The organism is Candidatus Zixiibacteriota bacterium (genome assembly GCA_020853795.1).
Taxonomy (GTDB): Bacteria; Zixibacteria; MSB-5A5; order CAIYYT01; family CAIYYT01; genus JADJGC01.
On record JADYYF010000027.1, the window covers coordinates 1 to 24,296 of the forward strand.

Consider the following 24,296-nt stretch of genomic DNA (forward strand, 5'->3'; position numbering starts at 1 on the left):
ACCGCGCGGTCACATCGTGAGGCTCCGTCGCCAACCGTCCTTCCGCCAGGTGCCGCGCCTCCGCGAAATCGCCCTTGCGGAAACAGACCATCGCCAAATGCGTCTGCACGTCGAGATGATCCGGCCGGCGCTCGGCCACTTGCCGGAAATACTGCTCCGCCAGGTCCAGCCGCTCCTGATCTTCATAGATCAGTCCCAAGCTGAACAGCGCCGTGACCTGATCGGCCGCGTGAATCAGAATGTAATTCGTCGTTTCTTTGCCGGGATCATATGCATCCGCCGCGGCGAGATAGCGCTGATAGGACGCAATCGCCTTCGGAAAATCGCGCTGCGCCGCGTGGATGTGTCCGAGTGCAAACAGCGGATCGATGTAATTGGGATCGTACTTTAACGCCCGCTGCGCACATTGCTCGGCGCGCTCAAATTCTTTCAAGAAGAAGTACGCCGAAGTCATCTGGTCGAGCGCCATCAAGTGAATATGCCGTTGGTTCGCATCGTCGGCGTTGGTATTGGCGACGGCGCGGCCCGCGTGATCCAGAATTTGCCGGCACACGTCTTCCGGCGGCGACTGATGTTCGCCGCGCAGCAACTGCGCCAAATTGAAATTGGCGAATGCGTTATTCGGATTCTCCTTGAGTTGCGCCTGCAATAGTTCCTTGCTGCGGGCGATCTTCTTGGTCATCTCGGTCCAGTCGAGCCCGTAACCGTAGTGGATCAGCCGCGCATCGACGCGCAGGATCGGCTCACTCGCCGGCAATCGCAGCTCGTTGTGCACGATCCCCTCGTAACGCAAGTTGAGCTTGCGCCGCCACAACCGTACCGACGGCAAGAAAGAGGTAAACTCGCCGGTGCGCGTATGTTTGTTGTGCACCGAAATCGATAAGATGTTCGTGTCGGGGATACATAGCGCCAGCCGCAACTTGTCCAGGTCCTCGCGCACCATCTCTTCGTCGGCGTCAAGGATGAAGATCCATTCCCCAGTTGCGTAGCTGAGAGACTGGTTGCGATGCAACGAGAAATCGTTCTGCCACGGATGCTGATAGACCTTGGCGCCGAAGCTCTCGGCAATCTCCATCGTCCGGTCGGTCGAACCCGTGTCGACGATGATCATCTCGTCTACGAAATCCTTCACGCTGTTCAGGCACTGCGGTAGGAACTTCTCCTCGTTCTTGACGATCATGCACAGCGACACGCGCTCCGGTCCCGCCAGATCGCGCCCCAGCTTGGCCAGGTCGCGCTTCTCCGTCGCCTGCACCAGCCCGGCGCTGATCGCTCGCCGTTGCCCCGCTCGGTCGCCGCGCCGCCGGCACATCTCGCCCTGCGCGATGTAAAACTCGGCAATGTCCTGGCGACACGCAGTGGCGTGCTCGAGGATCGACTGCGCCAACGGATAATCGGCGCGTTTGGCTGCCGTTTCCGCCGCTGCCACGATCGCATCGCGGCATTCATACAACAGTTGCCCGAACGCGCTGCTCAGCTCCCGTTGCCATTCCGCGCCCGCCGCATACTTGCGCCACAACTGCAGACAATGGACCGACTGCGCAAATGATGCCGCCGTCACGATCTCCAGCCGATCGAGCGACCGCGACGCAGTCTTGGCCGCTCGCAGCGATTCGACTGTTGTCTGCGCTGCGTTCATCCGCCCTTGCCGATAGGCACTCCAGCCGCCGATCACCAGCGCCTGCGCGGTTGTCTCTTCGCCCACCGCCGCCGGCTGGTCGCGCAGCGGTGCGGTCAATTGCACGCACTCGGCGTAGGCGCCGCTGTCATATAACGCAAATACCGCCTCTACCCCGCCGGACAGCACCGGTCGGGCTTGCGGCTGTTCCTGCACCTTGGTCTTCTTGCTCACGCAACTCCCTTCGCCCGGTCGCGGCCAACGACAGTCGCGATCAATTGCTCAATCTTCGCCTGTTGCTGATTCTGCTCGAAATTCTTGAGGATGTGCTCGCGACAGTCGCGTCCCAACTTTCGCCGGTCGGCGCGCTCCAGCTCTTGCAGCAAGCGCACACAGTCTTCCGGCGTCGAGTAAATGTATTGCCGCGGATACAAATATTCCGCCCCCAGCCAATCGTGAATCAGCGGCAGCACCCCGCTGGCCATTCCTTCCGCAATCGAATAGTGGAACGACTCGAACAGCGAAGTCGAAATGACGTAGTCCTTATCGCACAGGTACGCCGGGATATCTTCCACCCAGCCGTCAAACTGCACGGGCAGGTTCAGCCGCGGCAGCAGGTGCGCGAAGTAGACCTGGATGCGCGGATCCTGGTGCTCGCCCGCAATGTGGAACGTATAACCCGGATCGTAGTCGTGGATCGCCTTGAAGCAATACAACAGCAGCGCCGGATTCTTCTTGTAGTTGATGTATCCGATCGAGCAAATCTTCTTCCCGAGCGGCTTGCTCTTTGGAATGTCAAAACGGTCGCAATCTACGCCGTTGAAAATCACCGACTGGGGAATCGTGACCGGCACGTTGAACCCGAGCAAATCCTGCACCGAGCGATTGACAAACACCAGATGATCGACCTTGCTCCACTCCACCTGCCGCGGTAGTTCGGTGAAAACCTCGTAACTGTGCAGGCGGCAGACGATCTTGCACGTCTTCGGCAGCTTCGTCGCCTGGATCAACAATTGATCGCACCATTCGAACCAGGCTAAGTCACACCGTTCCAGCGCCGCGCTCATCTCCTCCGCCGTCGGCGTGGAATAAACCGTTACCTCGTGGTCACGCTTCAGCCGTTCGATCACCGGATCGATGAACATCCGGTGCGTCGCAAAAAACGCCAGCTTCAGCGCCGCCGGCTTGGCCTGCACCGAAGTCTTGTCATCCGTTGCTGGGCCTGCACTCTGCTCTGCCCACGTCATCAATTTCTGATCGCGCCCCCAGCGCCGGGTGTACAGCGCGCAGCCGCGCTCAAAGCTCTCCTGATCGTTGCTGCGCCGGCAAAAATCGAGATAATTCTGGAACAGGCGTTTGCTCGCCGATGGCAGCTTCAGCCCGCGCTCGTACATCAAGCGCGCCGCCGGATCGTTATCCGACTGCTCCTCGAGCACGGCCAGATCATTGATCACGCCGCTGTTTTCCGGCTCCAACAACAGGGCCCGGTGAAGGTACTCCTTCGCTTTCTCAAGCAATTGCTGCTCGGTCGCGACAATCGCCAGATTGTGCAGGATTTCGAGATTCTTGGGATCGAGGTGGTGTGCCTTGAGGAAATGTTTCTCCGCCTGCGGCAGGTCCCCGCTCTGGCGCAGGACGAGCGCGGCGTGGACATGCATCTCCACCGATTGCGGTGCCCGCGCGCACCCCTGCGTCAGCAGCTTGGCGGCGGCTTGATAGTCGCGATTCTGAATCGCATCGGTCGCCTGGTCGAGCAGGCGGGCCAGCTCAGCGCCGGCGGTCTCGGGCTGTACGGGGGACTTTGTCCGAACTTCTGGGCTCATGCAATCTCCTATTTGCACTGCGCGCCGCAGCTCTGATCGGAATCCATCGGATCATGACGGCTGCGACTATGCGATTTGCACCGGCGAGGCCGGCTTCGCGCTGGGCGCCAACTGCTGGCGTTCCAACTGGCGCACGATTGAATGTTGTACCGAGTAGGCGCTGTCGGTCAGCACGATCTGTTTGACTCTGTTGTTCCCGCGATTGATCAGGATCGGGCCCTGCAGGTTGACCGACATCTGCTCGAATTGCTCCGGGATCGTCACGATCACGTAGACCTCGACGTCGCTCGGCTGGGCCACACCGATGTCGGCCACTTCCTTCGCATGGACTACCACTTTGTAATCGGGGAAGAAGATCACCGGACTGACGACGACAAACGCCAATTCCGGCGCGTCGACGCACTGCAACCAGCGGAAGGGGCGGCACTCGGGGACATCGACCAGCACGAACCGTTCGAGACCCTCGAAGCCGAGCAAGCCTTTGGGAACCATCAGCACTTCCTCTTCGCCGATTTCCATCACTCCGAATTGCCGCGTTTGCAGTTCCATTCTTCCTCACTCAATGAAATTCAGAAGCGACGGCTGCAGAATCTTCGCCGCCGAACTGAGCGCCGCCTGATAGGCGTTTTCCTGCATCGCCAGATCGGTGATCAGCTTGGTGATGTCTGCGTCTTCCACTTCCGATAGCAGTTTCGTGTAATTGACTTCGTATTCTTCCAGCCGCGTTAGCGTCGTCTCCATCCGGATCACTTTCGCTCCCGCCGAAGCGCGCTCATTGAGCACCACGTTCAGCGCCGAATCGAGGGTACCGACCAGCTCCGATACCGTCTGGCGGTCGTCGCTGCGCAGCGCATCGACCAGCAGAATCATCGTGCCCAGCACGTCCGCCGCGCCCGCAATCCCCAGCGACGTCGCCGCCCGGTTCTCGTCGGTATTCGCAATGGTCAGCGTTCGCGTCGGATCATTATTGGCAACCTGGATACCGGTTCCGGCCGGGTTGATTGAGGCCGTGATCGCCAGCCCGGAGTTGTTGATCGCGTCGAGAAAATCCTGCACCGTCACCAGCGCCGGATTGGACGTATCGATCACCACGTTCGCCTCGCCGTGCGCAATGCGCAACTGGCCGCGAGCGATTCCGAGATTGTTCTGCAGCTGCGACAACAGCGTCGTGGGCTGAATTTGCGGGGTCAGGCTGCTGCCAACGCGGTTGTAAGTGAACTGCCCGACAATACCGAGATCGGCCGCCGTCGTCTCCCCCGTCGCGCTCTCGCCCACGGTAAACGACGGTTCCGGATTGAGCGGATTTCCCGCCAGCATTGGATTGATCGAACCGTTCAATCCCAGATTGGCCGCGGTGCTTTCGTTTGCTGAGGTTTCTTCCACCAGCAGCCCCAGCGGAGTGCCGTTGCTGTCGGTAATATTGATGCCGGTGCTGGTGCCGTTGAGCGCCGCCGTCACGTTATTCACCCCGGCCGCCGCCAACTGCGTGTTGATCGCCGTGATGGCATCACCGACGGTAATTGCGCCGGTCAGATCGATCGTCACATTGATTGCGCTCGCGCCGTCACGGATCACGAAGCGCCCCGGTTGCATATCGACGCCGCCGCCCTGATTCAGGTTCGCCAACGGTGTCGTCAGCGCAATCTCCGGCCGGTCCACCGCCACGAAGCGGATATTATTCCCTTCCAGACCGAGTGATGCGGTCAGGTTGGTGATCCCGGCTGCGGTCAATTGCGTGTTGATCGCCGTCAGTACGTCGGCAACCGTCGTCGCGGCGCTGACGTCGATGGTCGCCGTGATGCCCAGATTATCGTCGCGAATCGTGAAGGTTCCCGGCGCCAGGTCGATGCCGGTCCCGCCGTTAAGCGTGGCCAACGGTGTCGCGCCGATGATCCCCGCATTCAGATTACTGGTGGCGCCGATCACTTGGAACGGCTTGGTCAGCAGGTTCGAGCCGACCGTATTGATTTGCACCTTGGCTTTGGAATCGATCGTGTACGAGATGTTCCCGTCGTCCCCCCGATAGACAACGCCGTTGGCCGCCGACTCAAACGGCTTCGTACGCGTGCGGTAGCCCCCGAACAGGTAGTTGTTCTGCAATTGCGAGTTACCCGCTGCCAGCGTCTGCTCGAGCAGCGACTGGATCTCATTCGCCGCCGCCTCTCGCGCCACGGCGTCATAGGTGTCGTTCGACATTTCTACGGCCAGCGCCTTGGCGTCCTGGATCGCCACGTTGACGTCGTTGAGCGCCAGATCGGTCGATGCCAGCCAGGTTTGTCCGATCGAGATATTGGCCTTGAATTGCGTGATCTCGCTCAGACGCTCGCGGTACGACAGATCCTTGATCGTGCCGATCGGATCGTCCGACACCTTATTGATGCGCCGATTCGTCGACATCTGGTTCTGCAGCTTGAAGAACCGATCAATATTGCGCGTCAGGTTGAAGACAACCTGATTCGCGATCATTTCGTGGGTTACCCGCATAGCTTAGTCTTCGTAAAAGACAAATCCTTCATCCATCGGATTCGGCTGGCGCTTGTCGTCGCCGCCCCGCGTCTGATCCTTGATCTTCGGATCGTCCGCGCCCGTCGTGCGCCGCGTCACCGCGGTATCTTTCCCGTCGCGCATTCCTGCTTCCCTACGGCTTTCCTTCTGGTCGTATATCGTCGTTCCGTTCCTTCTTGCTCTTGGAATCGCGATACTCCAGTTCCGACTTGGCGTCAAGGTCCGGCTTGATGTCGCCCTTGAACTTGTTCTTGAGCATCGTCACCACCGACATCAAGTCCTTCTTCCCCGCCTGCGCGGCTTTGCGATTCTCCTGCTGGATCTTGACGTACACCTCCTCGCGGTGCACGACTACCTTCAGGGGCGCGTCGATCCCGAGGCGCACCTGCCGTCCGTAAATCCCCAAAACGGTGACCTTTATGTTGTCACCGATGGTTATGGACTCTCCTAACTTCCGTGTTAGAATTAACAATCCACCCTCCGTGGTTTGTTATCTGGTCATACCCATGCCGTTGATGACAGTGTCGAGGGCGCCGTCGACGAACGTGATTACGCGCGCCGCCGCCTCGTAAGCCCGTTGAAAACGGATCATCTCGGTGACCTCCTCGTCGATCGAGACTCCCTGCACCGACTGCCGGGCATTGTCCAACTGCGTAACCAACAGGTCATAATTGTCCTTGAGCGTCTCCGCCTCCTGCGTCTTGATGCCCAGGGTTCCGACCATATTGGCATAGAATTCATTCACCGAAACCGAATTGGCGAGCAGCACCCGCGCGTTGCGCAATTCGGAAATCGCCTGCGCATTGCGCGTGTCCCCCGGCTCGCCCGAGAGCGAAGCCGCGATCAGATTCGGATCCAGCTCCAGCTCCGGATTGAGCGCGATCGTCTGCGCCGTCAGAAATGTCGGATCAAAGAAATCCACCCCCGTCGAACCGGTCGCGCCGATCCCGCCCCGGTGAATCGCATTGACCTGCTCGATAATCGTCCGCGCCAGCGTGTCCAGGTTCGCCTGCATCTCCGGGATCGTCTTGTCCCGCAGTTGCTGATTGGCATAGACCTCGCCGCCGGAAAAATCGATCTCGAAGTTGGTGCCTTCCCAGACCGCGATGGTCTTGGTCGCCCCGCCCTGCTCCAACGTCTTGGTTTCAATCTTCAGGTTGTCGCCGCCGTCGACCAGCGACATCGAACCGATCAGCACCGCCACCGACCCGTTGTCGCGGTCGATCGTGCGTACCTGCACGATGCTCGACAACTGGTCGATCAGCAGATCGCGCTGGTCGCGCAAGTCGTTGGCCATGCCGCCGCCGATTTCGGAGCCGGCAATCTGCCGGTTGATCGCCGCAATCTGCGTCGACAGTAGATTGATCTCCTGAATCCGGTTCTTGACGTCAGCATCTACGCTCGTGCGCAGATCGGACAACTGGTTGGCGTGCTCGTGAAGCGCATTGATCAACACCTTGGTCTTCTCGACCACCGAGCTGCGCGCCGTCGGGTTCGTCGCCAGGTTCTCCCAACTATTCCAGAAGTCCTGGATCAACTGGTTCAAGCCTTTGTCGCCCGGCTCGTTGAAAAACAGCTCGATTTGCGCCAGCGACTTGTGCGTCGTTTGCCAGCGCGAGAGATTGCCGTTGTCATTGCGGTATTGCGCGCCGAGGAACAGGTCGCGCACGTGCCGGACGCTCTGGGCAATCACGCCGGAACCAATACTGCCCTGCGGCGTGTCCAGCGGCAGGGTCTGCGTCAGGCTCACCCGCTGTCGCGAGTAGCCCGGCGTCGCCGCGTTCGCGACGTTGTGCCCGCTGGTGTTCAGCGCCGTCTGCTGCGCCATCAAGGCGCGCTTGCCCAGCTCCAGCCCGAAAAACAGTCCTGACATCTCCTATGCTCTCCGATCGACCAGCGCCGTCTTGGCAGCCGGTGCGGCCTTGGTCCTATCCGCGGTATACGTCGTTTGGTTGACCTGCTCAGTCAAACCCAACTGCGCGATCGTGGTGTTGATGTATTCCATCGACTTTCTGATCAAGAAATCATTGCGCGCCTTGATCGTCGCAATTTGCTCGTGCAAGGCCAGCAGCGTCGTCTGCAAGGCTTGAATCTGATTCGACTGCGGCTCCGCCACCAGCTTCGTCAATTCGCTCAAGGTCAGATCGGAATGGTCGCGCCGCAGCTCACCGCAAATCTCTTCCACCAGCGCCCGACGTTCCGTCTCCACGCGTGTCGTCCTAAGCGCCAGTTCTTCCTGATCCCGCGTCACGCTCTGCAACGCTTCGAGGTTGTTGGCCACCAGCGCGTCTTGCTGTAAATTGAGATAGTGCAGAAACGTCTCGAAGATCTGCACCTCTTCCCCGATCAATTTTATCAGCTTGAGAATCTTCGCTTCCAATGTGACTCCTCTTACACTCTCATTGTCGGACAGTGCGGGAATTTATTAACCTATCGGTCGCCGGAAAGATCGCTAAGCACCCGTCGGATATAATTTTCCGTCTCCGGAAACGGCGGTACGCCTCCGTGCTTGTCGACATTGCCCGGCCCGGCGTTGTACGCCGCCAGTGCCGTTTTCAGATCGCCGTAACGGTCCACCATCTGTCGCAAGTACCGTGCCCCACCGAGGATATTTTCACGCGGATCGAAACGATCGCTCACCCCCACCGCGCGCGCTGTGTCGGGCATTAACTGCATCAACCCCGCCGCGCCGGAAGGCGACACGGCGGTGGTATCGCCGTTCGATTCGTTCTTGATCACGGCCTTCAGTAAGTCTTCGGAAAGATTGGTCTCGTGTGCGGCCTCGCGAATATGCTCGATATACTTGTCCAGTCGCGCCACCGCCGCCGATTTCGGAGTCGTACTGCTCTGCGCCTTTGGATCAGCCGGCTTCATTGCCGGCGTTGGCGCCGGTGCCGCCGGCGTCGTCTGCTCCGGGTCCGCCAGACTGACCGCCGGGGCGGCTGTCTTTGTCGCGGATTCGATCACCGTCGGCTTACTCGCACGCGCCGGCGCAATTCCGTCGATGTGGCGCTCCGAGGTAATCTGCAGTCCCGTCGTGGTCGCTGGTTTTTCTTCCAGCCGCTTGACCAGGTTTTGGTAGAGGATCTTGCCGACCCCGAACATGCCGGTCTTGGACAATTGTCGCGCCACCCCTTCGTCCGCCATCGCCAGCATGATGTCCTTGCCGAAGCCGTCCTCTTCTTTGTTCGTAAAGCTCGTCGAACGCATGTTCTTGAGCAACTGCGCGATGAAGATCGCCTCGAAGGCTTCGGTGGCTTTCTTGAGCTTGATCCGCCGTTGGGCGGCCTCGCCTAACGCGGGGTTAGCCGACTCCAGCTTAAGCGGCGACGCCACCGTGTTCAGCTTGATCATAGCACGACCAGTTCGGCGCGCAGCGCCCCGGCCTGCTTGATTGCCTGGAAGATCGCGATAATGTCGCGCGGCGATGCGCCGATCGCATTCAGCGCGGCGGCAATTTCAGAAATGTTTGTGCGCTCTTCGAAGTACACCACCCGCGCTTCTTCCTCGGTCACATCCACCTGCGTATCCTGGGTCTGTACCGTCTCCCCCTTGCCGAACGGCTCCGGCTGGCTGATCACCGGGATCGACCGCACCTCGATCGTGATGTTCCCGTGCGCCAGCGCCACCGGCGCAATCGTGACATTGCCGCCGGCGACGATCGTGCCTGTCTTCTCGTTGATCACGATCCGCGCCCGCGAATCCGGCGTGACTGTGAGATTCTCGATCGCCGCGATGAAATAGGCCTTGCCGTCCGATCCGCTCAGCCCCTCGGGCAGCGTGATCGTAAGCGCGCCGTCACCCGCCACCGTCGCGGCATGAGCGTACTTCGCATTGATCGTTTGCTTTACCCGTTCGACGGTCGTATAGTCCGGATTGTACAGCGAAAGCTTGACCAGATTCGGTGTGTCGGAATCACGATTGAGTTCGCGCTCCAGCGCCAGGCCGTTGGGGATTCGCCCCACCAATGTATAGTTGCTGACAATCTTGTTGTCGCCCACTTGCACGTTGAATCCGCCGATCGACACGCTCCCCTGCGCGTAGCCGTAGATGGTACCGTTGCGGTCAGCCAGCGGCGTCATGACCAGCGTTCCCCCTTCCAGCGTCGAGGCATCCCCGATCGAGGAAACCGTCACATCCAGCTTGTCGCCGCTGATGGAACTCGGCGGCAACTTGGCCGTCACCAGCACCGCGGCCACGTTCTTGATCTTGATCTTCTCCGGCGCCACCGTGATGCCCATCCGCTGCAGCATGTTCGTGATTGACTGCACCGTGAACAGCGCGCCCTTGCCGTCGCCGGTGCCGTTCAACCCGACCACTAAACCATAACCGACGAGGTCGACCTCGCCGGTTTGGCTCACGCGGGCTATGTCCTTGATTCTGACGTCAGCGCGCGCCTCCATCAGCGAGACAATGTTGACCAGCACGAAGATGATCAATCCGATGATCAGCAGTCGCAAAATGCGCATAGCATCCATGCTCCATTAGAAGATCCAATTGAGAACCCTGGTGATTAAGCCAGGTTTGGAACCGTCAGCGGCCGGTCCCTTGCCGGTGTATTCAATCTTGGCGTTCGCGATGTTGTAGGAGTCGATCGTGTTGTCGGGATTGATGTCGGCCCGGCGAATCAGGCCGGACAACGTCATCGTCTCCTTCTCCGAATTGATCTCCAGGACCCGCGAACCGTGGATCACCAAATCCCCGTTGGTCCGTTCGCCGACGACTTCCACTGTCATGCGGGCGCGAATCGAACCGCGGCGGGAATTGGTCCCTTTGCCGTCGTAGGTGTTGTCATTGGCGTTGTCGGCGGAAAACAGCGGAATGAAGTTGAGCGGTCCCACGCCTCCCGATGAGCGCGTCGAGCCTTCGCTCTTCTCCTCCGTCTTCATCGCCGACTCGTTCGAGGCTTCCGTGTTCTCGTAAACCAGCACCGTCAGCAGATCGCCGACCCGGTGCGCTTTGATGTCGGTAAAAAACGACCCGTCGGTCCCGACCCGCTGCGCCTTCAGCGACAGCGGCAACGCCAGCAGCAGCGTCAGCACCGCCAGCACGAAACCGATCGCCGACAGCTTAGCGGATGACTTTGACCGTCTGTTCATCCTGCACCTCGGCTGAGATTATTCTGTTCGTAGCCAGATTCTTTATCTTTATCACCTCGCCGCGCGCGCCGGCTTCCCGCGCTTCGCCCGAGGCCGTGATTTGCAAATTGCCGCTCTGATAGAAAATCGTGACCTGGTCGCCCCGCTTGATCACTTCTTCCGGCTTGACCATCGAGAAGGTCAGCGCTTTCCCCTGCGGGATCGTCCGCGCCGCTTCCTGCCCGTCGATTTCGTCCAGCGACGTGATCGCCGGATCGGCGGTCGAAGTCACCTCGCGCCGCAACACCGTGAACAAATCCGGCGTCAGCGGCTCGCCCCGCGGTATCGCCCGCGTACTCACGAACATCTCCTGGTACCAGCTTACCTGGGCATTCAGCGTCGCCGTGTAGACCACCGCGTTGTCGGTGTAGAAGAACACGCGCACCCAGCAGTTTCCGAACGGCAGTGCATCTCCCACCGGCTCGACCCGCAGCGAATCGTAACGCTCCGGCGCGCCGGTCATGGTCTGGTTCAGCGCGACGATATACTCGTAGCGCGTATCGGTCAGCAGCTTGCGCACGGCCTGCTCAATCTGCGCCTGCGTATTCCCGGTCGCCCAGGTGTGCGCCAGCGAGATCATCATCAGCCACAGCATGGCCCCGATCGTCAGCTTGCGGCCGAAATCGGAGATGACGATCCGCCGCGACACGGCGACCGCGTGAAAACCGGCGTTCAAAAATCCGGCTGCCTTTTTCGCAATGACACGTCCCTGTGTGATGCGATGCATTGTCCGCCTACCGTTTCAGATTGTTGACCAGACTGCTCATGTCATCCGCGGTCTGGATTGCTTTTGAGTTGATCTCGTATGCTCGCTGCGCCACGATCATGTTCACCATCTCGGTGACCACGTCGACATTCGACATCTCCAGGTAACCCTGGTTGATGCGCCCCAGTCCATCCTCGCCGGCCGCGCCGGTGATCGGCGCACCCGAGGCGGGCGTCTCGACAAAGAGATTGTGCCCCCTGGCTTCCAACCCCGCCGGATTGATGAACCGCGCCAGCTCGATCTGCCCGATCTCCTGCGGATCGCTCGAACCGGTCTGCACCACCGATACCCGGCCGTCAAACCCCACGGCGATCGAGACCGCATCTTCCGGAATCGTGATATCCGGCGTCAGGAACAACCCGTCCGAGGTCGTGACGCGCCCGTCGGCAGACAGCTTGAACGAGCCGTCGCGCGTGTAGGCAATCGTCCCGTCGGCCTGCTGAATCTGGTAGAACCCGTCGCCGTCGATTGCCAAATCGAGCGGGTTGCCGCTCTGCTGCAGCTCGCCCACCGAAAACTGGCGCGTCGTCGCCACCGGCCGCGTGCCGTACCCGATATCGAGCGCCGTCGGCACCGTCGCGCCGGTGATCGAGGTCACGCCCGGTTTGCGCAGCGACTGGTACATGATGTCCTGAAATTCGATTTTTGATTTCTTGAAGCCGGTCGTATTGACGTTGGCCAGGTTGTTCGCGATGTTGTCGACGTTCATCTGCTGGGCACTCATGCCCGATGCGGCCGTTCTGAGCGATCGAATCATCTGCCTTCACTCCTCTACACGCGTGGCAATTCGCTTACCGCTTTGCCGAGCGTATCGTCTTGAATCTGTATCATCTTCTGGCCCGTCTCGAACATCCGGTAAGTGTCGATCATGTCGACCATCTCCTTCAGGATGTCCACATTCGAGCGTTCCAGGTAACCCTGGCGCACGTTGACGTTTGCCGGCGTGATCGGCGTCGTCGCGCCGTCGGTCGTGTACAGCGTGCCCGAGGTCTTCTGCAACTGCAGCGGATCCTCAAAATCCACGATCCGCAGCTTGCCGATCGTCTGCCCGTCCACCATCAATTGTCCGTCATTGCCGACCGCTACCTTGTCCTGCGTCAGCACGATCGGGCCGCCGTCGCCCAGCACCGGGTAACCGTCGGAACTCGTCAGCGTGCCGTCGGCGCCGAGTGTGAACGCGCCGTTGCGCGTGTACGCCTCGCCATTGGGGGTCAGCACCGCGAAAAACCCGTCGCTCTGCAGCGCCAGGTCGAGATCGCAGCCCGTCGCTTCCAGCGCGCCGCCGCTGTAATCGGTATAAATCTTGTCAATCATGCGTACCTCCCAGGACGGCTGAATCAGCTTGGCCGAAATTCCCTGCTCCTTCTTGAAGACCCGCAGAAACAGTGAATCCTTCTTGTAGCCCGCTGTCTCGGCATTGGCCAGATTGTTCGCGATCACCTCTTGCTTGCGCAGCCGAGGGACCATCGAAGCGGCGGTGTTGTAGATTCCTTTCAGCATGGCAATTCTCCGCTGCAGGCATTGCAAGCGGTCTGCCAACTCTCGCAGACAACTGCTAAGGCTTTGTGCGAATAGGGTTTGCGCGACTGTGCCTTGGTAGGAAAATCTGAAGTGAGACTAGCTGGAGAGAAAACTCTTCCGCTGCGGGCGGCGGAAGCTTCCTAAAGCTTGTGCAGGTCTTCGGCCTTGGTCTTGTCGATCAGTTCGTTGATCGCGGAGTGGAATTCTTCGGGCGTTACCGGCTTGCCGTTGGACTTGGTGTAAAGGATGCAATCAAGCTTATACCCATAGCATTGAAGCGCTTCCGCCAAATAGCAGACGTCCGTGTACTTGCACTTGGTGATTGTACGATTCTCGCGCATCGCAGCCTTGCTCCTATACCTGTCCATTTAGGTTATCGGCAGGCCGCCCAGCATTCCTTACAAGATAGCGGGAAATCTCAAGGGATTTGTAGGTTAACGTGCTATTCGAGCTTCGCCAACTCAATTAAGACGCGGTCGGAATCCACCAGCTCCCCGTCGGCACAATTTACTGCCTTGACCTCCGCCGCAAATGGCGCGATCAGCGGATTCTCCATCTTCATCGCCTCGACGATCACCAGCTTCTGCTTCGGCGCAACCTTGTCCCCCGGCTTGACCAACACCTTGACCACCTTGCCCGGCATCGGCGCCGCGATCTTCGACTTGTCGCCGTGATCGCCATGCTCCGCGCCGAAACCGTCGCCATCCTTGCCGGCGGGAAGTTCGAAGCGGTAGCTTTCGTTATCGGTCAACACATGGATAGCGCTGCCGTTCTTCACTGCCACCACCCGGTGCACCTGTTCGCCAACGCGCAGCAGGTACTCACAGTGACCGCACTCCGTCACCGTCAGCTCGCGCCGCTCCCCGGCCGTTGACAGAAGCAACCGCTCGCCGTTTCGCTCCGCTTTGAGTTCGATCGACTGTTCGCCCACAAGAAACTTCAGATCCATCACAGCTCCCATCCGCCCAGCGTTTGCCACGGCGATACCGATTCCTGCGTCGTCGCGTCAGCCGCGGCCGGCCGGTGCATCGCGGCCAGCACCGCACCTGCCACCGCAACATCAAATTCGCGACGCGGCTCCGGCTCCGACCATTCCGGGAAATGCTGGTCAATGAAGCCCGTGAAGATATTCCCTGCGCGATACTCGGGATGGTTCAAGCAGGCAATCAGGAAACGCACGTTGTTCTTAATTCCGATCAGGCGATAATCTTTTAGCGCCAGTACCATCCGATCGGTCGATTCCTCGCGATTGCGCCCGTAGGTAATCACTTTCGACAAAATCGGATCGTAGAAGATCGGCACGTCGCAGCCGGAGTAGACACCGCTGTCGATCCGCAGATTCGCGCCGCTCGGCTCGCTCAAATACACGATCTTCCCCGGCGACGGCAGAAATCCCGTGGCTGGATCTTCCGCGTAAATGCGGCACTCGGTCGCATGACCGCGCACCTTGACATCCTCCTGCGTGAACGAGAGTTTCTCCCCCGAAGCAATCCGAAATTGCTCCTTGACTAGGTCGATGCCGGTCACCATCTCCGTGATCGGATGCTCCACCTGGATGCGTGTGTTGACTTCGAGGAAATAGAAATTGCCGTTGTCGAGCAGGAATTCCACCGTCCCGGCCGAGATGTAGCTCGCGGCCTTCGCCGCCGCCACCGCTGCCTCCCCCATCTTCTTCCGCAATTCCGGCGTGAGTGCTGTCGACGGTGTCTCTTCTATAATCTTCTGATGCCGTCGTTGAATCGAACACTCGCGTTCGAACAGGTGCACCGTATGCCCGAACTGGTCGGCGATCACCTGCACCTCAATATGCCGCGGCCGCGCCAGGTACTTCTCCAGATAAACCGTCGCGTCGCCGAATGCCGACTTCGCTTCGCGCTGCGCCGCCTCGACTGCGTCCTGCAGATGCGACTCGTCGTTGACTATGCGCATCCCCTTGCCGCCTCCGCCAGCGGCCGCTTTGACTAAGACCGGATAACCAATTGAATTCGCCAGCTTCTTGAAATCTTCGATCGTCCCCGATTTGATCTCGCCCCCCGGCACGGTCGGCACGTTCGCCTTCGACATCATCGAACGCGCGCCAAGCTTATTCCCCAGCGCTCGAATCGCCCGTGGCTGCGGCCCAATGAAAGTTAGCCCGGCATTCTGCACCGCCTGCGCGAACTCGGCATTCTCCGCCAGAAATCCGTAACCCGGATGGACAGCATCGCAGCGCGTCTTTTTCGCTGCCGCAATGATCTTGTCAATCGCCAGGTAACTCTCGGACGCCGGCGGCGGACCCAGTAGTACCGCCTCCTGCGCCCGGCGAACGTGCAGCGCGTCGCTATCCGCCTCCGAATAAACGGAGACGGTGGGAATGTTCATCTCGCGCGCCGCCCGCATGATCCGCAGCGCAATTTCGCCGCGATTCGCGACGAGGATTTTCTTCAGCATTTGCCCTTCTATCAGAAATCAACAAATCTTCACCACTACCCCCCCACCAGTAAGTCCCCCGCCGGTGCCCCACCGCCTGCGTACCGTCCCGAGGAACGAGGGATTGCGGTGGGTTCCGAGGCACGAGCCCTTGCGCTGCGCTTTCGCTATCGCTCCACGCAATCCCGCACGACGCCCGTTTCTCCCCTCTCCCCCTGGGAGAGGGGCCGGGGGTGAGGGTGCATTTCCTGCCGAGGCACGAAGCTTTGCGGTGGGCTCTCGCTATCGCTCCACGCAATCCCGCACGACGCCCGTTTCTCCCCTCTCCGCCTGGAAGAGGGGCCGGGGGTAAGGGTGCAATTCCTGCCGAGGCACGAAGCCTTGCGGTGGGCTTTCGCTATCGCTCCACGCAATCCCGCGCGACGCCTGTTCCTCCCCTCTCCTCCTGGGAGAGGGGCCGGGGGTGAGGGTGCATTTCCTGCGGAGCGAGCGCCCTCTCCCTACTCCTCAATCACCCACTTCGGCTTCCGCTTATTCAAAAACGCGTCCATCCCCTCCTGCCCTTCCGGCGACTGCCGCAAATCGGCGATGACCCGCGCCGTGTATTCCTTGAATTCATCCACCGTCTGTTCCGGCACATTCTGCAACAGGCTCTTGCACACCTTGATCGCTTCCGGCCCCGACGACAGCAACTGCTGCACGATCCCCGTCACCGTCGCGTCCAATAGATCATCCGGCACGGCGCGATTGACCAGCCCCGCCTCCAGCGCGCGCTCGGCCGACAGTCGGTCGCCGGTAAGGAAAAATTCCCGCGCCCGTCCCTCGCCGACCCGCTTGATCACGTACGGCGAGATGCACGCCGGCACCACGCCGATCTTCACCTCGCTGAACGAGAACACCGCGCTCGCCGCCGCCACCGCGATATCGGTCACCGCGACAAATCCCGTCCCACCGCCGATCGCCGCGCCGTTGATCCGCCCGATCACCGGCTTCGGAAACGAATAGATATCGTAAAACAATTCCGCCAGTCGCCGCGCTTCGTCGAGATTGTCCTCGTACGCCGCATCCTTCACCGACCGCATCCAGTTCAAATCGGCGCCGGCGCAAAACGATTTTCCCTCGCCCGTCAAGACCACCACCCGCACATCCTGGTCGGTCTTCAGCCGCTTGAACGCAAACGTCATCTCATCGATCACTTGCGCGTTAAACGCGTTGTGTACTTCCGGCCGGCAGAAAACCACCTTGCCGATCGGTCCGACGGTCTCGACGCGGACTGTCCTGCTTCCGTTCATATCTGCCTCTGCAAAAGTCACACCCTCTTCGCATGCCCCGCCCCTGTTCGGGAGAGGAGCCGCGGAGAGGCTGCTACATTCTAAACACTCCAAAATTGTGCTCGGCGATCGGCACATTCAGCGACGCCGCGATCGCCAGCGCCAGAAGCTCCCGCGTCTTAATCGGATCGATAATCCCGTCATCCCAAATCCGCGCGGTCGAGTAATACGCCGAGGACTCCCGCTCGTACTTCTCCAGTGTCGGCTTCTTGAATTCCGCTTCCATCTCCGGCGTAATCGCCACCCCCTTCTTAGCCAACTGCGCCTTCTTGACCGTCCACAACACGTCCGCCGCCTGTTCCCCGCCCATCACACAAATCTTGCCGTTCGGCCACATCCAGAGGAAATTCGGATCATACCCGCGCCCGCACATCGCGTAGTTCCCCGCGCCGTACGATCCACCCACGATCACCGTGAACTTCGGCACCTGCGCGTTCGCGACCGCGTGCACAAGTTTCGCACCGTCGCGCGCGATCCCGCCATGCTCGTACTTCTTGCCGACGATAAATCCCGTGATATTCTGCAGGAAGACCAAGGGTATCTTCCGCAGCGCGCACAATTCGATAAAGTGCGCGCCTTTGAGCGACGATTCGCTGAACAATACCCCGTTGTTCGCCAGAATCCCCACCGGGTACCCATGAATCCGCGCAAATCCGCACACCAGCGTGATTCCATACAGCGCCTTGAACTCCTGGAACCGGCTCCCGTCCACCAGCCGCGCGATTACTTCCTTCACATCAAACGGCTTCTTCAAGTCGGTCGGCACGATCCCGTACAACTCATCCGGATCGTACTGCGGCTCTTCGGTCTCGGCGCGATCCAACTGGAACTTCTTCGACCGGTCCAGCGTCTCCACGATGTTGCGGCAAATCTGAATCGCATGCTCGTCGTTCTGCGCGTAATGATCCGCCACTCCGGAGATTCGGCAATGCACATCCGCGCCGCCGAGATCCTCATCCGAGACTTCCTCACCGGTCGCCGCCTTCACCAGCGGCGGTCCCCCGATGAAGATTGTCCCCTGCTTGCGCACGATGATCGCCTCGTCCGACATCGCCGGCACATATGCGCCCCCCGCCGTGCACGAGCCCAGCACGCAGGCAATCTGCGGAATCCGCAGCGCCGACAGCGTCGCCTGATTATAGAATATCTTTCCGAAATGATCGCGATCGGGAAACGTCCCCGATTGCTCCGGCAGGAAAATTCCCCCCGAATCCACCAGGTAGATACACGGCAGATGATGCTTGCGCGCCACATCCTGCGCCCGCACGTGCTTCTTGATCGTGATGGGAAAATAGGTGCCGCCCTTGACTGTGGCGTCGTTGGCCACGACAACCACTTCCCGACCATGCACGACACCGATACCGGTCACCATGCCGGCCGCCGGCGCCTCGTTGTCATACATATCGTACGCCGCCAGCGGCGAGAGTTCGACAAACGGCGTGTTGTCGTCGAACAATTTCGCCAACCGCTCGCGCACCGTCATCTTGCCGCGAGCCTTATGGCGTTCCACAGCCTGCGGCGGCCCGCCCTGACGCACTCTCTCTAAGCGGCCGCGGAGTTCCTCCAGCAGCCGCTTGTTGTCTTCATAGTTCTGTCTGTACTCGGGCGCTTTGGTGTCGATCTTCGATTCGATCCGATACATCGAATCCTACATCACCGGTACGAGTTTGTATCCGTAGGCCAGCACGCCTTCGTGGCCGTCGGTCTGGACCCGCCGGAACTCAATCTGCAGCTCCATGCCGGTCCGGATTTCCTCGTAAGGCAGATCTACAATCTGCGCGGTGAGCTTCGCACCTTCCTTCGTCTCCAAAATTCCGAGCGCATACGGCGCGATGTCCTTGAACTGGCTCGCCGGTGTATGTATTACCGTGTAACTCAATAACTTACCGCGCTCAGATAAAGTAATTGTTTCAAATTCGCGCCCCTTGCACTCCCGGCAGATCAGCCGGTGCGGAAAATACACCGCGCCGCATTTCTTGCACTTGCTCGCTTCCATTCGATAGCGATGCGGCATCTCTCGATGATATCTCGCCGGAAACATCAGGCCACCTCCATCACATGCACAACCGAGCTGCCGCCCGAGCCGCCCATATTCTGCGTCATGCCGACCCGCGCATTCTTCACCTGCCGCTTGCCGGCTTCTCCCCGAAGCTGATAGGTTATCTCAATCGCCTGGGCCACACCGGTTGCTCCGACCGGATGCCCCTTCGACTTCAAGCCGCCCGACGGATTGATCGGAAACTTCCCATCGATCCGCGTCTCGCCGTTGGCTGCCGCTGCTGCGCCCTTGCCGCAGGCAAAGAACCCGAGCGACTCCGACACGATGATCTCCGCGATCGAGAAGCAATCGTGCACTTCCGTCACGTTGACATCGTGCACGGCCTTCCCCGCCATCTTCAGCGCTGCCATCGACGACATCTTCACCGCATCGAGCGTCGTGAAGTCGCGCCGATCGTGCAGCGCGATCGTATCCGAGGCCATCGCCGAACCGATGATCTTAATCGCCGGTTTGTCTGATAGCTTCTTCGCCATCTCCAGCGGACACAGAATCAGCGCCGCCGCGCCGTCGGTGATCGGCGAGCAGTCGAGAATCCGCAGCGGATCAGCCACCATCACCGACTTGTTGACGTCGTCGACGGAGATCTTCATCTGATACTGCGCATTCGGATTGTTCAACCCATTCTCGTGATTCTTCACCGGCACCGCCGACAACTGGTCGCGCGTCGCGCCGAATTTCTCCATGTACGCGCGCGCCATCAGGGCATACAACCCCGGGAACGTCGCGCCGTTGTAGACTTCATATTCCTGATCCGCCGCCGTCGCCAGCGCGTAGGTCGCGCCGTCGCCGGAGACATCCGTCATCTTCTCGACACCGCCCACCAGCACGATATCGCTCATACCGGAGGCCACGTCGATGAATCCCGCGCGCAACGCCGCGCCGCCGGAGGCGCACGCCGACTCGACCCGCGTCGCGCCGAGATAGCGCTGCCCCAGATAGTCGGCCATGATCGCGCCGATATGTTCCTGCCCGACGAACAACCCGCCCGACATACAGCCGATATACATGTGGTCGAGCTTGTCGACCTTGGTTTCTGCTAATGCGTTCAGCGCCGCTTCGACGAAGAGATCGCGGAAGGATTTCTCCCACAACTCTCCCCACTTCTGCAGCCCTACGCCGATGATTGCTACATCTCTCATGATCTCACTCCTAAGCGTTCTTCAAGATTTTCCGCCGGAACTTGGCGTAGGTGCCGTAATCGACGTAGTACTTCTTCTCGTCGAGAAGCGTAAACGTCTTGGTCGTGATATCCTGCACTTCCTTGATGCGGTCGGTCACGTTCCAGATGAAGCCGTCCGAGCCCGCTCCGGAACCGTAGGACACCATGAAAATCTTGTCGCCCGGCTTGGCGTGATCCAAAATCGCGGTCAAGCCGATCGGCGATGCGCCGGAATAGGTATTGCCGAGACGCGGCGTCAAGCGGCCCGTCTCCATTTGCTCTTTCTTGAATCCCAGCATCTGCCCCACGCGGTGCGGGAACTTCCCGTTCGGCTGGTGAAACACCGCCCACTGGAAATCGCCCGGCTTCATCCCCGACTTCTTCAACAAGTCGAGCGCCGCGCCCTGCGTGTGCTTGAAGTATGCCGGCTCGCCTGTAAAGCGGCCGCCGTGCTGCGGATAAAACTCATGCTCGCGCCGCCAGAAATCCGGCGTGTCGGTCATATATGAGGTCGTAAACTCGCACTCGGCGACCAGATTATTCGCGCCAAACACAAACGCCGCTGCGCCCGCGCCCGCCGAATATTCGAGCGCATCGCCCGGCGCGCCCTGCGAGGTATCCGCCGCGATCCCCATGCCGTACTCGATTTCCCCGGCCTTCACCAGCGTCATCGCCACGAACATGCCCTCGGTGCCCGCTTTGCAGGCGAATTCAAAATCCGCCACGCGGCAGAACGGCACCGCGCCGATCGCCTCGGCCACCACCGTTCCGGAGGGTTTCACGGCGTACGGATGCGACTCCGAGCCGATATACATGCAACCGATCTGCTTGCCGGCGATACCGGCGCGCTTCAATGCACGCTTGGCAGCTTCCACCGACAGCGTGATCGTATCCTGGTCGGGTGGTGGGACAGATTTCTCCCACAACTCGAGACCCTTTTTGTACGACGGAGCATCCGCGCCCCAGGTCTTGGCGATTTCCTCGACCTTGATGCGATACCGCGGGATGTGGGCTCCGTAACCAACAATGCCGACTTTTCGGGACATAGGTTACCTCGATGATCTATAATAATAAGCGTTCAATTCCAAAATGAGCGTTCGATTCCATACGCGCGTTCTCCCTCACTGACACCGCCCCCGCCGTGATGATAATTCTACGCCAGTCTTGGGCGAAAACGCTAATCTTACCTTTTTCGCTCTGATAGTCAAGGGGAAAGGAAGAGGCTGCCCGACTCCGACTACACCAACACCACCGCGAACACCGTTGCGGCAGGTCTTGTCCCGCACGACGAAATCCAAGGAAGCACGTGTGTAGTCAAACATGCGGGATGTGGCCCGCCGCCATAACGCATCCGGTAGCCCACCCGAAGCGATGCATGACCTGTCAACTCCAGCCGATGATGCAGACACGCTAAACGAGGCACTGCTTCTTCTCGCATCACAAGCGCAGGGTGGGGCCACATTGACGACGCTGCCCTTCCCACCCTTCGCTCAACGATCGCAAGTCAATCGGGGTTTGATCACACCGCAGCGCTCTCAATGTGACAACGCAAAGATCGACTACGCTCCGGGTGGGCTACCGGCTCGAGGCGCGGCGGAATACCTCAAACGCAGACGTTCCATCAACTCCGCCAGATACTCTGCTTTCATACCGTAGGTGTCTGGCAACGCTGCTTCGAAATCAGCAATCCACCTCGAGAATGCCCGCCCGCCTCGGCTCGCCGGATAATCAGGTGCGAAATTCCAAGCTACTATCCGATTGAATTTGAAAATGACAACGCCGAATTCCTGGATGTCTGACCATCCATGAGTGTGACGAAGAAACCCCCGGCAATAAGTGAATCCATCCTCGGAGAGATGCAAATACGCTGCTCTTGGGTGAAAATTGAGTCCAAATGCTATTAAGCCGAGGCCGAAGAAACCGATACTGAGGTATCCCACTACCAAGCCTTCACGAACCATCCACACACCGAGGATGACAAACATCAGTGAGCCGCAAAACAAGAGGGCGGTACGCGTACGGCTTGGCCGCAATGTGACTGGAATTTGCATGCTTGCGAACACGATTCACTCCACCTCTACCTTTGCCTTCCCCCACTCGCCCCCTTCCATCTACAACCTACTCCCCTTTCTCTCCCCCGTCAATCAGTTTTCATTGCCCTTCAAGCTCGCGCTATCTGACCATTTCATCGCGAAAATCATTCGTGTAGTCTCCCGCCTCAAAGCCGTCGTAGACCCACTGCACCGCACTTGAATCGTCTTTATAAAAATACAAGCAGAGCTTTTCGTCAATGATGATGCGAATCGTTGTCGGAATGGGATCTTCCTCTCCGGGCGGATCGCCGGGTCGATAGCTGAAGCGAATTGTGCTGCCGCCGAAGAGATCATAGGTTGATCGGACCACAGCCGCTGGCGTGCGCAGATGCTTCGGTAGCTGCTTCATCATCTTCTTGATCTTCTCGGTCGTGACCGGCGCCGGTCGCGTCCCCCGTCGTCTTTCGCGATAGCCGGTTATGGACTTGTAGATTATGTAGATCAGCAGGCCCAGAATGAAGAGAGCAAAGCCGGCTCCTCCCATTTCACACTCCTTTTGACTGAGGTTCTATTCGAGCGATCTACAACCTACCCCCCCTTCTCTCCCCCGTCAATCAGTTTTCACGCCCCCTCGCGCTCGGCCGCCGCCTGCCGGAACAACAACGCCGATCCGACAAACAACATCGCAAACACCGCATTGAGCACAAACACCCCGATCAATCCCGGCGGGTTGTCGTAGACCTCTTTCGGCGCAAATAAGAGCGCAACCACCGGAATCACCATCTGCACGACCGCCATCACAATTAACGTCCGCGCCATCCCCTGCGGCTGCAATCGGGAAATGATCGCGCCGAAAAATCCGATTGCGAAGATCAGCACGTACAGCATGTTGATCGGATGGTCATCCCCGATGATCCCCACCGCGGCATTGACCCACAGCAGTAAAAACGTGGCGACGACCGCGATTCCCACCGCGACCTTGTACTTGGTATCGCTCGACCGCCGCGCCACCATCTCGTACGCCACCCCGAATCCAAACAGCATGAGGTAGCCGAAAATGAAATCCCCCACCGACCAGTGCCAACCGTCACCCTCCGCCTTGTTCCTGTCGATGATCGTCATCACCAGCGGTATCAGCAGTATCAGCGCCGCCCCCATCGCAATGCGAATGATGTTTTTCTTCATAATGACCGACGTCCAGTTCTCCCTGATGATTCCTATCGATGTTTCAGCAAATATCCAGAGGATAATCCCGAGCAACCCTCGGCGCGACGCAACGCGCTCCCGACAAAGGTCGCAAAACGTCTGCTGCATCCCTTCGCCGAACCGTTGGTGGTACGGCGTCGGATAGAGCCGGATCAGGCGCGCATACCGCCGCCGCCAACGCTGGATCGATTTTTCAGAAGCCATAGGCCGATGCATCCGGCGAAAGCCCTTTCAACTTGGCCACCGAGACAACCTCGCGGTAGCGCTCCAGTTCGGCGGCGAGCGTCTTGCGTCCGAGCCCGGTGATCTTGTAGTAGACGCGGCGTTCATCGTCCAGTTCGGGATCGACCTTCTTGTCGCTCTCGGCGATCAGCCCCGCCTCAAGCATTCTACCGATCGAGCCGTAGAGCGTTCCTGGACCCATTTTGACTTTTCCCTGCGAATCGGAAGCGACCTGCTTCATGATCCCGTACCCGTGGCGCTCTCTGGCCGACAGCGCCAGCAGGATATGCAGCACCGCCGGCGTGAGCGGCGTGTTGACCTTGTCTCTCTTCACGCCGGCAACATATATCCGTAACGGATATATGTCAAGAAAAAAGTCCAAGGCTGACCGTAACGAGCCAATTTCGCCTCTGCACTTCCGTAGGGGTCGGGTCTGCCTACCCTTCGACAGTAGCCGCAACATATCCGGGCCGGCAAACCCAGCTCCTACCGTGTCGTTCCTCAGC

26 protein-coding genes are annotated in these 24,296 nt (G+C 59.5%); all 26 read right to left on the bottom strand.

Annotated elements, in window-relative coordinates; translation table 11 throughout:
* A partial coding sequence (locus IT585_01610) for a glycosyltransferase (GenBank protein MCC6961928.1) occupies positions 1-1,852 on the bottom strand: 1,852 nt, incomplete at its 3' end.
* Positions 1,849-3,441, bottom strand: coding sequence for a glycosyltransferase (locus IT585_01615; GenBank protein ID MCC6961929.1), 1,593 nt, complete (start codon positions 3,439-3,441; stop codon positions 1,849-1,851). The genes IT585_01615 and IT585_01610, both read right to left, overlap by 4 nt.
* A gap of 66 nt (positions 3,442-3,507) precedes the next feature.
* The gene (locus tag IT585_01620; GenBank protein MCC6961930.1) at positions 3,508-3,990 is read right to left on the bottom strand and encodes a flagellar assembly protein FliW; all 483 of its coding nucleotides are present in this window, start codon (positions 3,988-3,990) and stop codon (positions 3,508-3,510) included.
* Positions 3,991-3,996: 6 nt separating this feature from the next.
* Positions 3,997-5,925 (bottom strand): flagellar hook-associated protein FlgL, encoded by a 1,929-nt coding sequence (gene flgL, locus IT585_01625; GenBank protein MCC6961931.1) that lies wholly within the window; start codon positions 5,923-5,925, stop codon positions 3,997-3,999.
* Between the two features lie 3 nt (positions 5,926-5,928).
* Entirely contained in the window at positions 5,929-6,069 is a 141-nt protein-coding gene (locus IT585_01630; protein MCC6961932.1) for a hypothetical protein, read from the bottom strand.
* A gap of 10 nt (positions 6,070-6,079) precedes the next feature.
* The gene (gene csrA / locus IT585_01635) at positions 6,080-6,418 is read right to left on the bottom strand and encodes a carbon storage regulator CsrA (GenBank protein ID MCC6961933.1); all 339 of its coding nucleotides are present in this window, start codon (positions 6,416-6,418) and stop codon (positions 6,080-6,082) included.
* Positions 6,419-6,436: 18 nt separating this feature from the next.
* Complete coding sequence (gene flgK, locus IT585_01640) at positions 6,437-7,819, bottom strand: flagellar hook-associated protein FlgK (GenBank protein ID MCC6961934.1); 1,383 nt, start codon at positions 7,817-7,819, stop codon at positions 6,437-6,439.
* A 3-nt stretch (positions 7,820-7,822) separates the two neighbouring features.
* Positions 7,823-8,326 (bottom strand): flagellar export chaperone FlgN, encoded by a 504-nt coding sequence (gene flgN, locus IT585_01645; GenBank protein ID MCC6961935.1) that lies wholly within the window; start codon positions 8,324-8,326, stop codon positions 7,823-7,825.
* Between the two features lie 50 nt (positions 8,327-8,376).
* Positions 8,377-9,051 carry a lytic transglycosylase domain-containing protein gene (locus tag IT585_01650; protein ID MCC6961936.1) on the bottom strand — a complete coding sequence of 225 codons (675 nt, stop codon included), beginning with the start codon at positions 9,049-9,051 and terminating at the stop codon, positions 8,377-8,379.
* Positions 9,052-9,296: 245 nt separating this feature from the next.
* Entirely contained in the window at positions 9,297-10,415 is a 1,119-nt protein-coding gene (locus IT585_01655) for a flagellar basal body P-ring protein FlgI (GenBank protein MCC6961937.1), read from the bottom strand.
* A gap of 15 nt (positions 10,416-10,430) precedes the next feature.
* Positions 10,431-11,045 (bottom strand): flagellar basal body L-ring protein FlgH, encoded by a 615-nt coding sequence (locus tag IT585_01660; GenBank protein ID MCC6961938.1) that lies wholly within the window; start codon positions 11,043-11,045, stop codon positions 10,431-10,433.
* Positions 11,017-11,811, bottom strand: coding sequence for a flagellar basal body P-ring formation protein FlgA (gene flgA, locus IT585_01665; GenBank protein MCC6961939.1), 795 nt, complete (start codon positions 11,809-11,811; stop codon positions 11,017-11,019). The genes IT585_01660 and flgA overlap by 29 nt, the downstream gene beginning before the upstream one ends.
* A 7-nt stretch (positions 11,812-11,818) precedes the next feature.
* Complete coding sequence (flgG, locus tag IT585_01670; protein MCC6961940.1) at positions 11,819-12,607, bottom strand: flagellar basal-body rod protein FlgG; 789 nt, start codon at positions 12,605-12,607, stop codon at positions 11,819-11,821.
* A gap of 14 nt (positions 12,608-12,621) precedes the next feature.
* Entirely contained in the window at positions 12,622-13,350 is a 729-nt protein-coding gene (flgF, locus tag IT585_01675) for a flagellar basal-body rod protein FlgF (GenBank protein ID MCC6961941.1), read from the bottom strand.
* A 161-nt stretch (positions 13,351-13,511) separates the two neighbouring features.
* Positions 13,512-13,712: a hypothetical protein gene (locus tag IT585_01680; protein ID MCC6961942.1), complete on the bottom strand. Its 201-nt coding sequence runs from the start codon at positions 13,710-13,712 to the stop codon at positions 13,512-13,514.
* A 101-nt stretch (positions 13,713-13,813) separates the two neighbouring features.
* Positions 13,814-14,332 (bottom strand): hypothetical protein, encoded by a 519-nt coding sequence (locus IT585_01685; GenBank protein MCC6961943.1) that lies wholly within the window; start codon positions 14,330-14,332, stop codon positions 13,814-13,816.
* Positions 14,320-15,801 carry an acetyl-CoA carboxylase biotin carboxylase subunit gene (accC, locus tag IT585_01690; protein MCC6961944.1) on the bottom strand — a complete coding sequence of 494 codons (1,482 nt, stop codon included), beginning with the start codon at positions 15,799-15,801 and terminating at the stop codon, positions 14,320-14,322. Before accC ends, IT585_01685 begins: the two co-directional genes overlap by 13 nt.
* Before the next feature lie 479 nt (positions 15,802-16,280).
* A complete protein-coding gene (locus IT585_01695; GenBank protein MCC6961945.1) occupies positions 16,281-17,072 on the bottom strand; it encodes an enoyl-CoA hydratase/isomerase family protein in 792 nt (263 codons plus the stop codon).
* A gap of 73 nt (positions 17,073-17,145) precedes the next feature.
* Positions 17,146-18,753 (bottom strand): methylcrotonoyl-CoA carboxylase, encoded by a 1,608-nt coding sequence (locus tag IT585_01700; protein MCC6961946.1) that lies wholly within the window; start codon positions 18,751-18,753, stop codon positions 17,146-17,148.
* A gap of 6 nt (positions 18,754-18,759) precedes the next feature.
* Complete coding sequence (locus IT585_01705) at positions 18,760-19,155, bottom strand: Zn-ribbon domain-containing OB-fold protein (GenBank protein MCC6961947.1); 396 nt, start codon at positions 19,153-19,155, stop codon at positions 18,760-18,762.
* Positions 19,152-20,309 carry a thiolase domain-containing protein gene (locus tag IT585_01710; protein MCC6961948.1) on the bottom strand — a complete coding sequence of 386 codons (1,158 nt, stop codon included), beginning with the start codon at positions 20,307-20,309 and terminating at the stop codon, positions 19,152-19,154. Before IT585_01710 ends, IT585_01705 begins: the two co-directional genes overlap by 4 nt.
* 10 nt (positions 20,310-20,319) lie before the next feature.
* On the bottom strand, positions 20,320-21,375 hold the full coding sequence (locus IT585_01715) for a hydroxymethylglutaryl-CoA synthase (protein ID MCC6961949.1): 1,056 nt from the start codon (positions 21,373-21,375) through the stop codon (positions 20,320-20,322).
* Positions 21,376-21,888: 513 nt separating this feature from the next.
* Complete coding sequence (locus IT585_01720; GenBank protein ID MCC6961950.1) at positions 21,889-22,392, bottom strand: hypothetical protein; 504 nt, start codon at positions 22,390-22,392, stop codon at positions 21,889-21,891.
* 109 nt (positions 22,393-22,501) lie between these two features.
* On the bottom strand, positions 22,502-22,906 hold the full coding sequence (locus tag IT585_01725; protein ID MCC6961951.1) for a hypothetical protein: 405 nt from the start codon (positions 22,904-22,906) through the stop codon (positions 22,502-22,504).
* A 77-nt stretch (positions 22,907-22,983) separates the two neighbouring features.
* Positions 22,984-23,772, bottom strand: coding sequence for a hypothetical protein (locus IT585_01730; GenBank protein MCC6961952.1), 789 nt, complete (start codon positions 23,770-23,772; stop codon positions 22,984-22,986).
* Positions 23,762-24,253, bottom strand: coding sequence for a helix-turn-helix transcriptional regulator (locus IT585_01735; protein MCC6961953.1), 492 nt, complete (start codon positions 24,251-24,253; stop codon positions 23,762-23,764). Before IT585_01735 ends, IT585_01730 begins: the two co-directional genes overlap by 11 nt.
* Between the last annotated feature and the right edge of the window lie 43 nt (positions 24,254-24,296).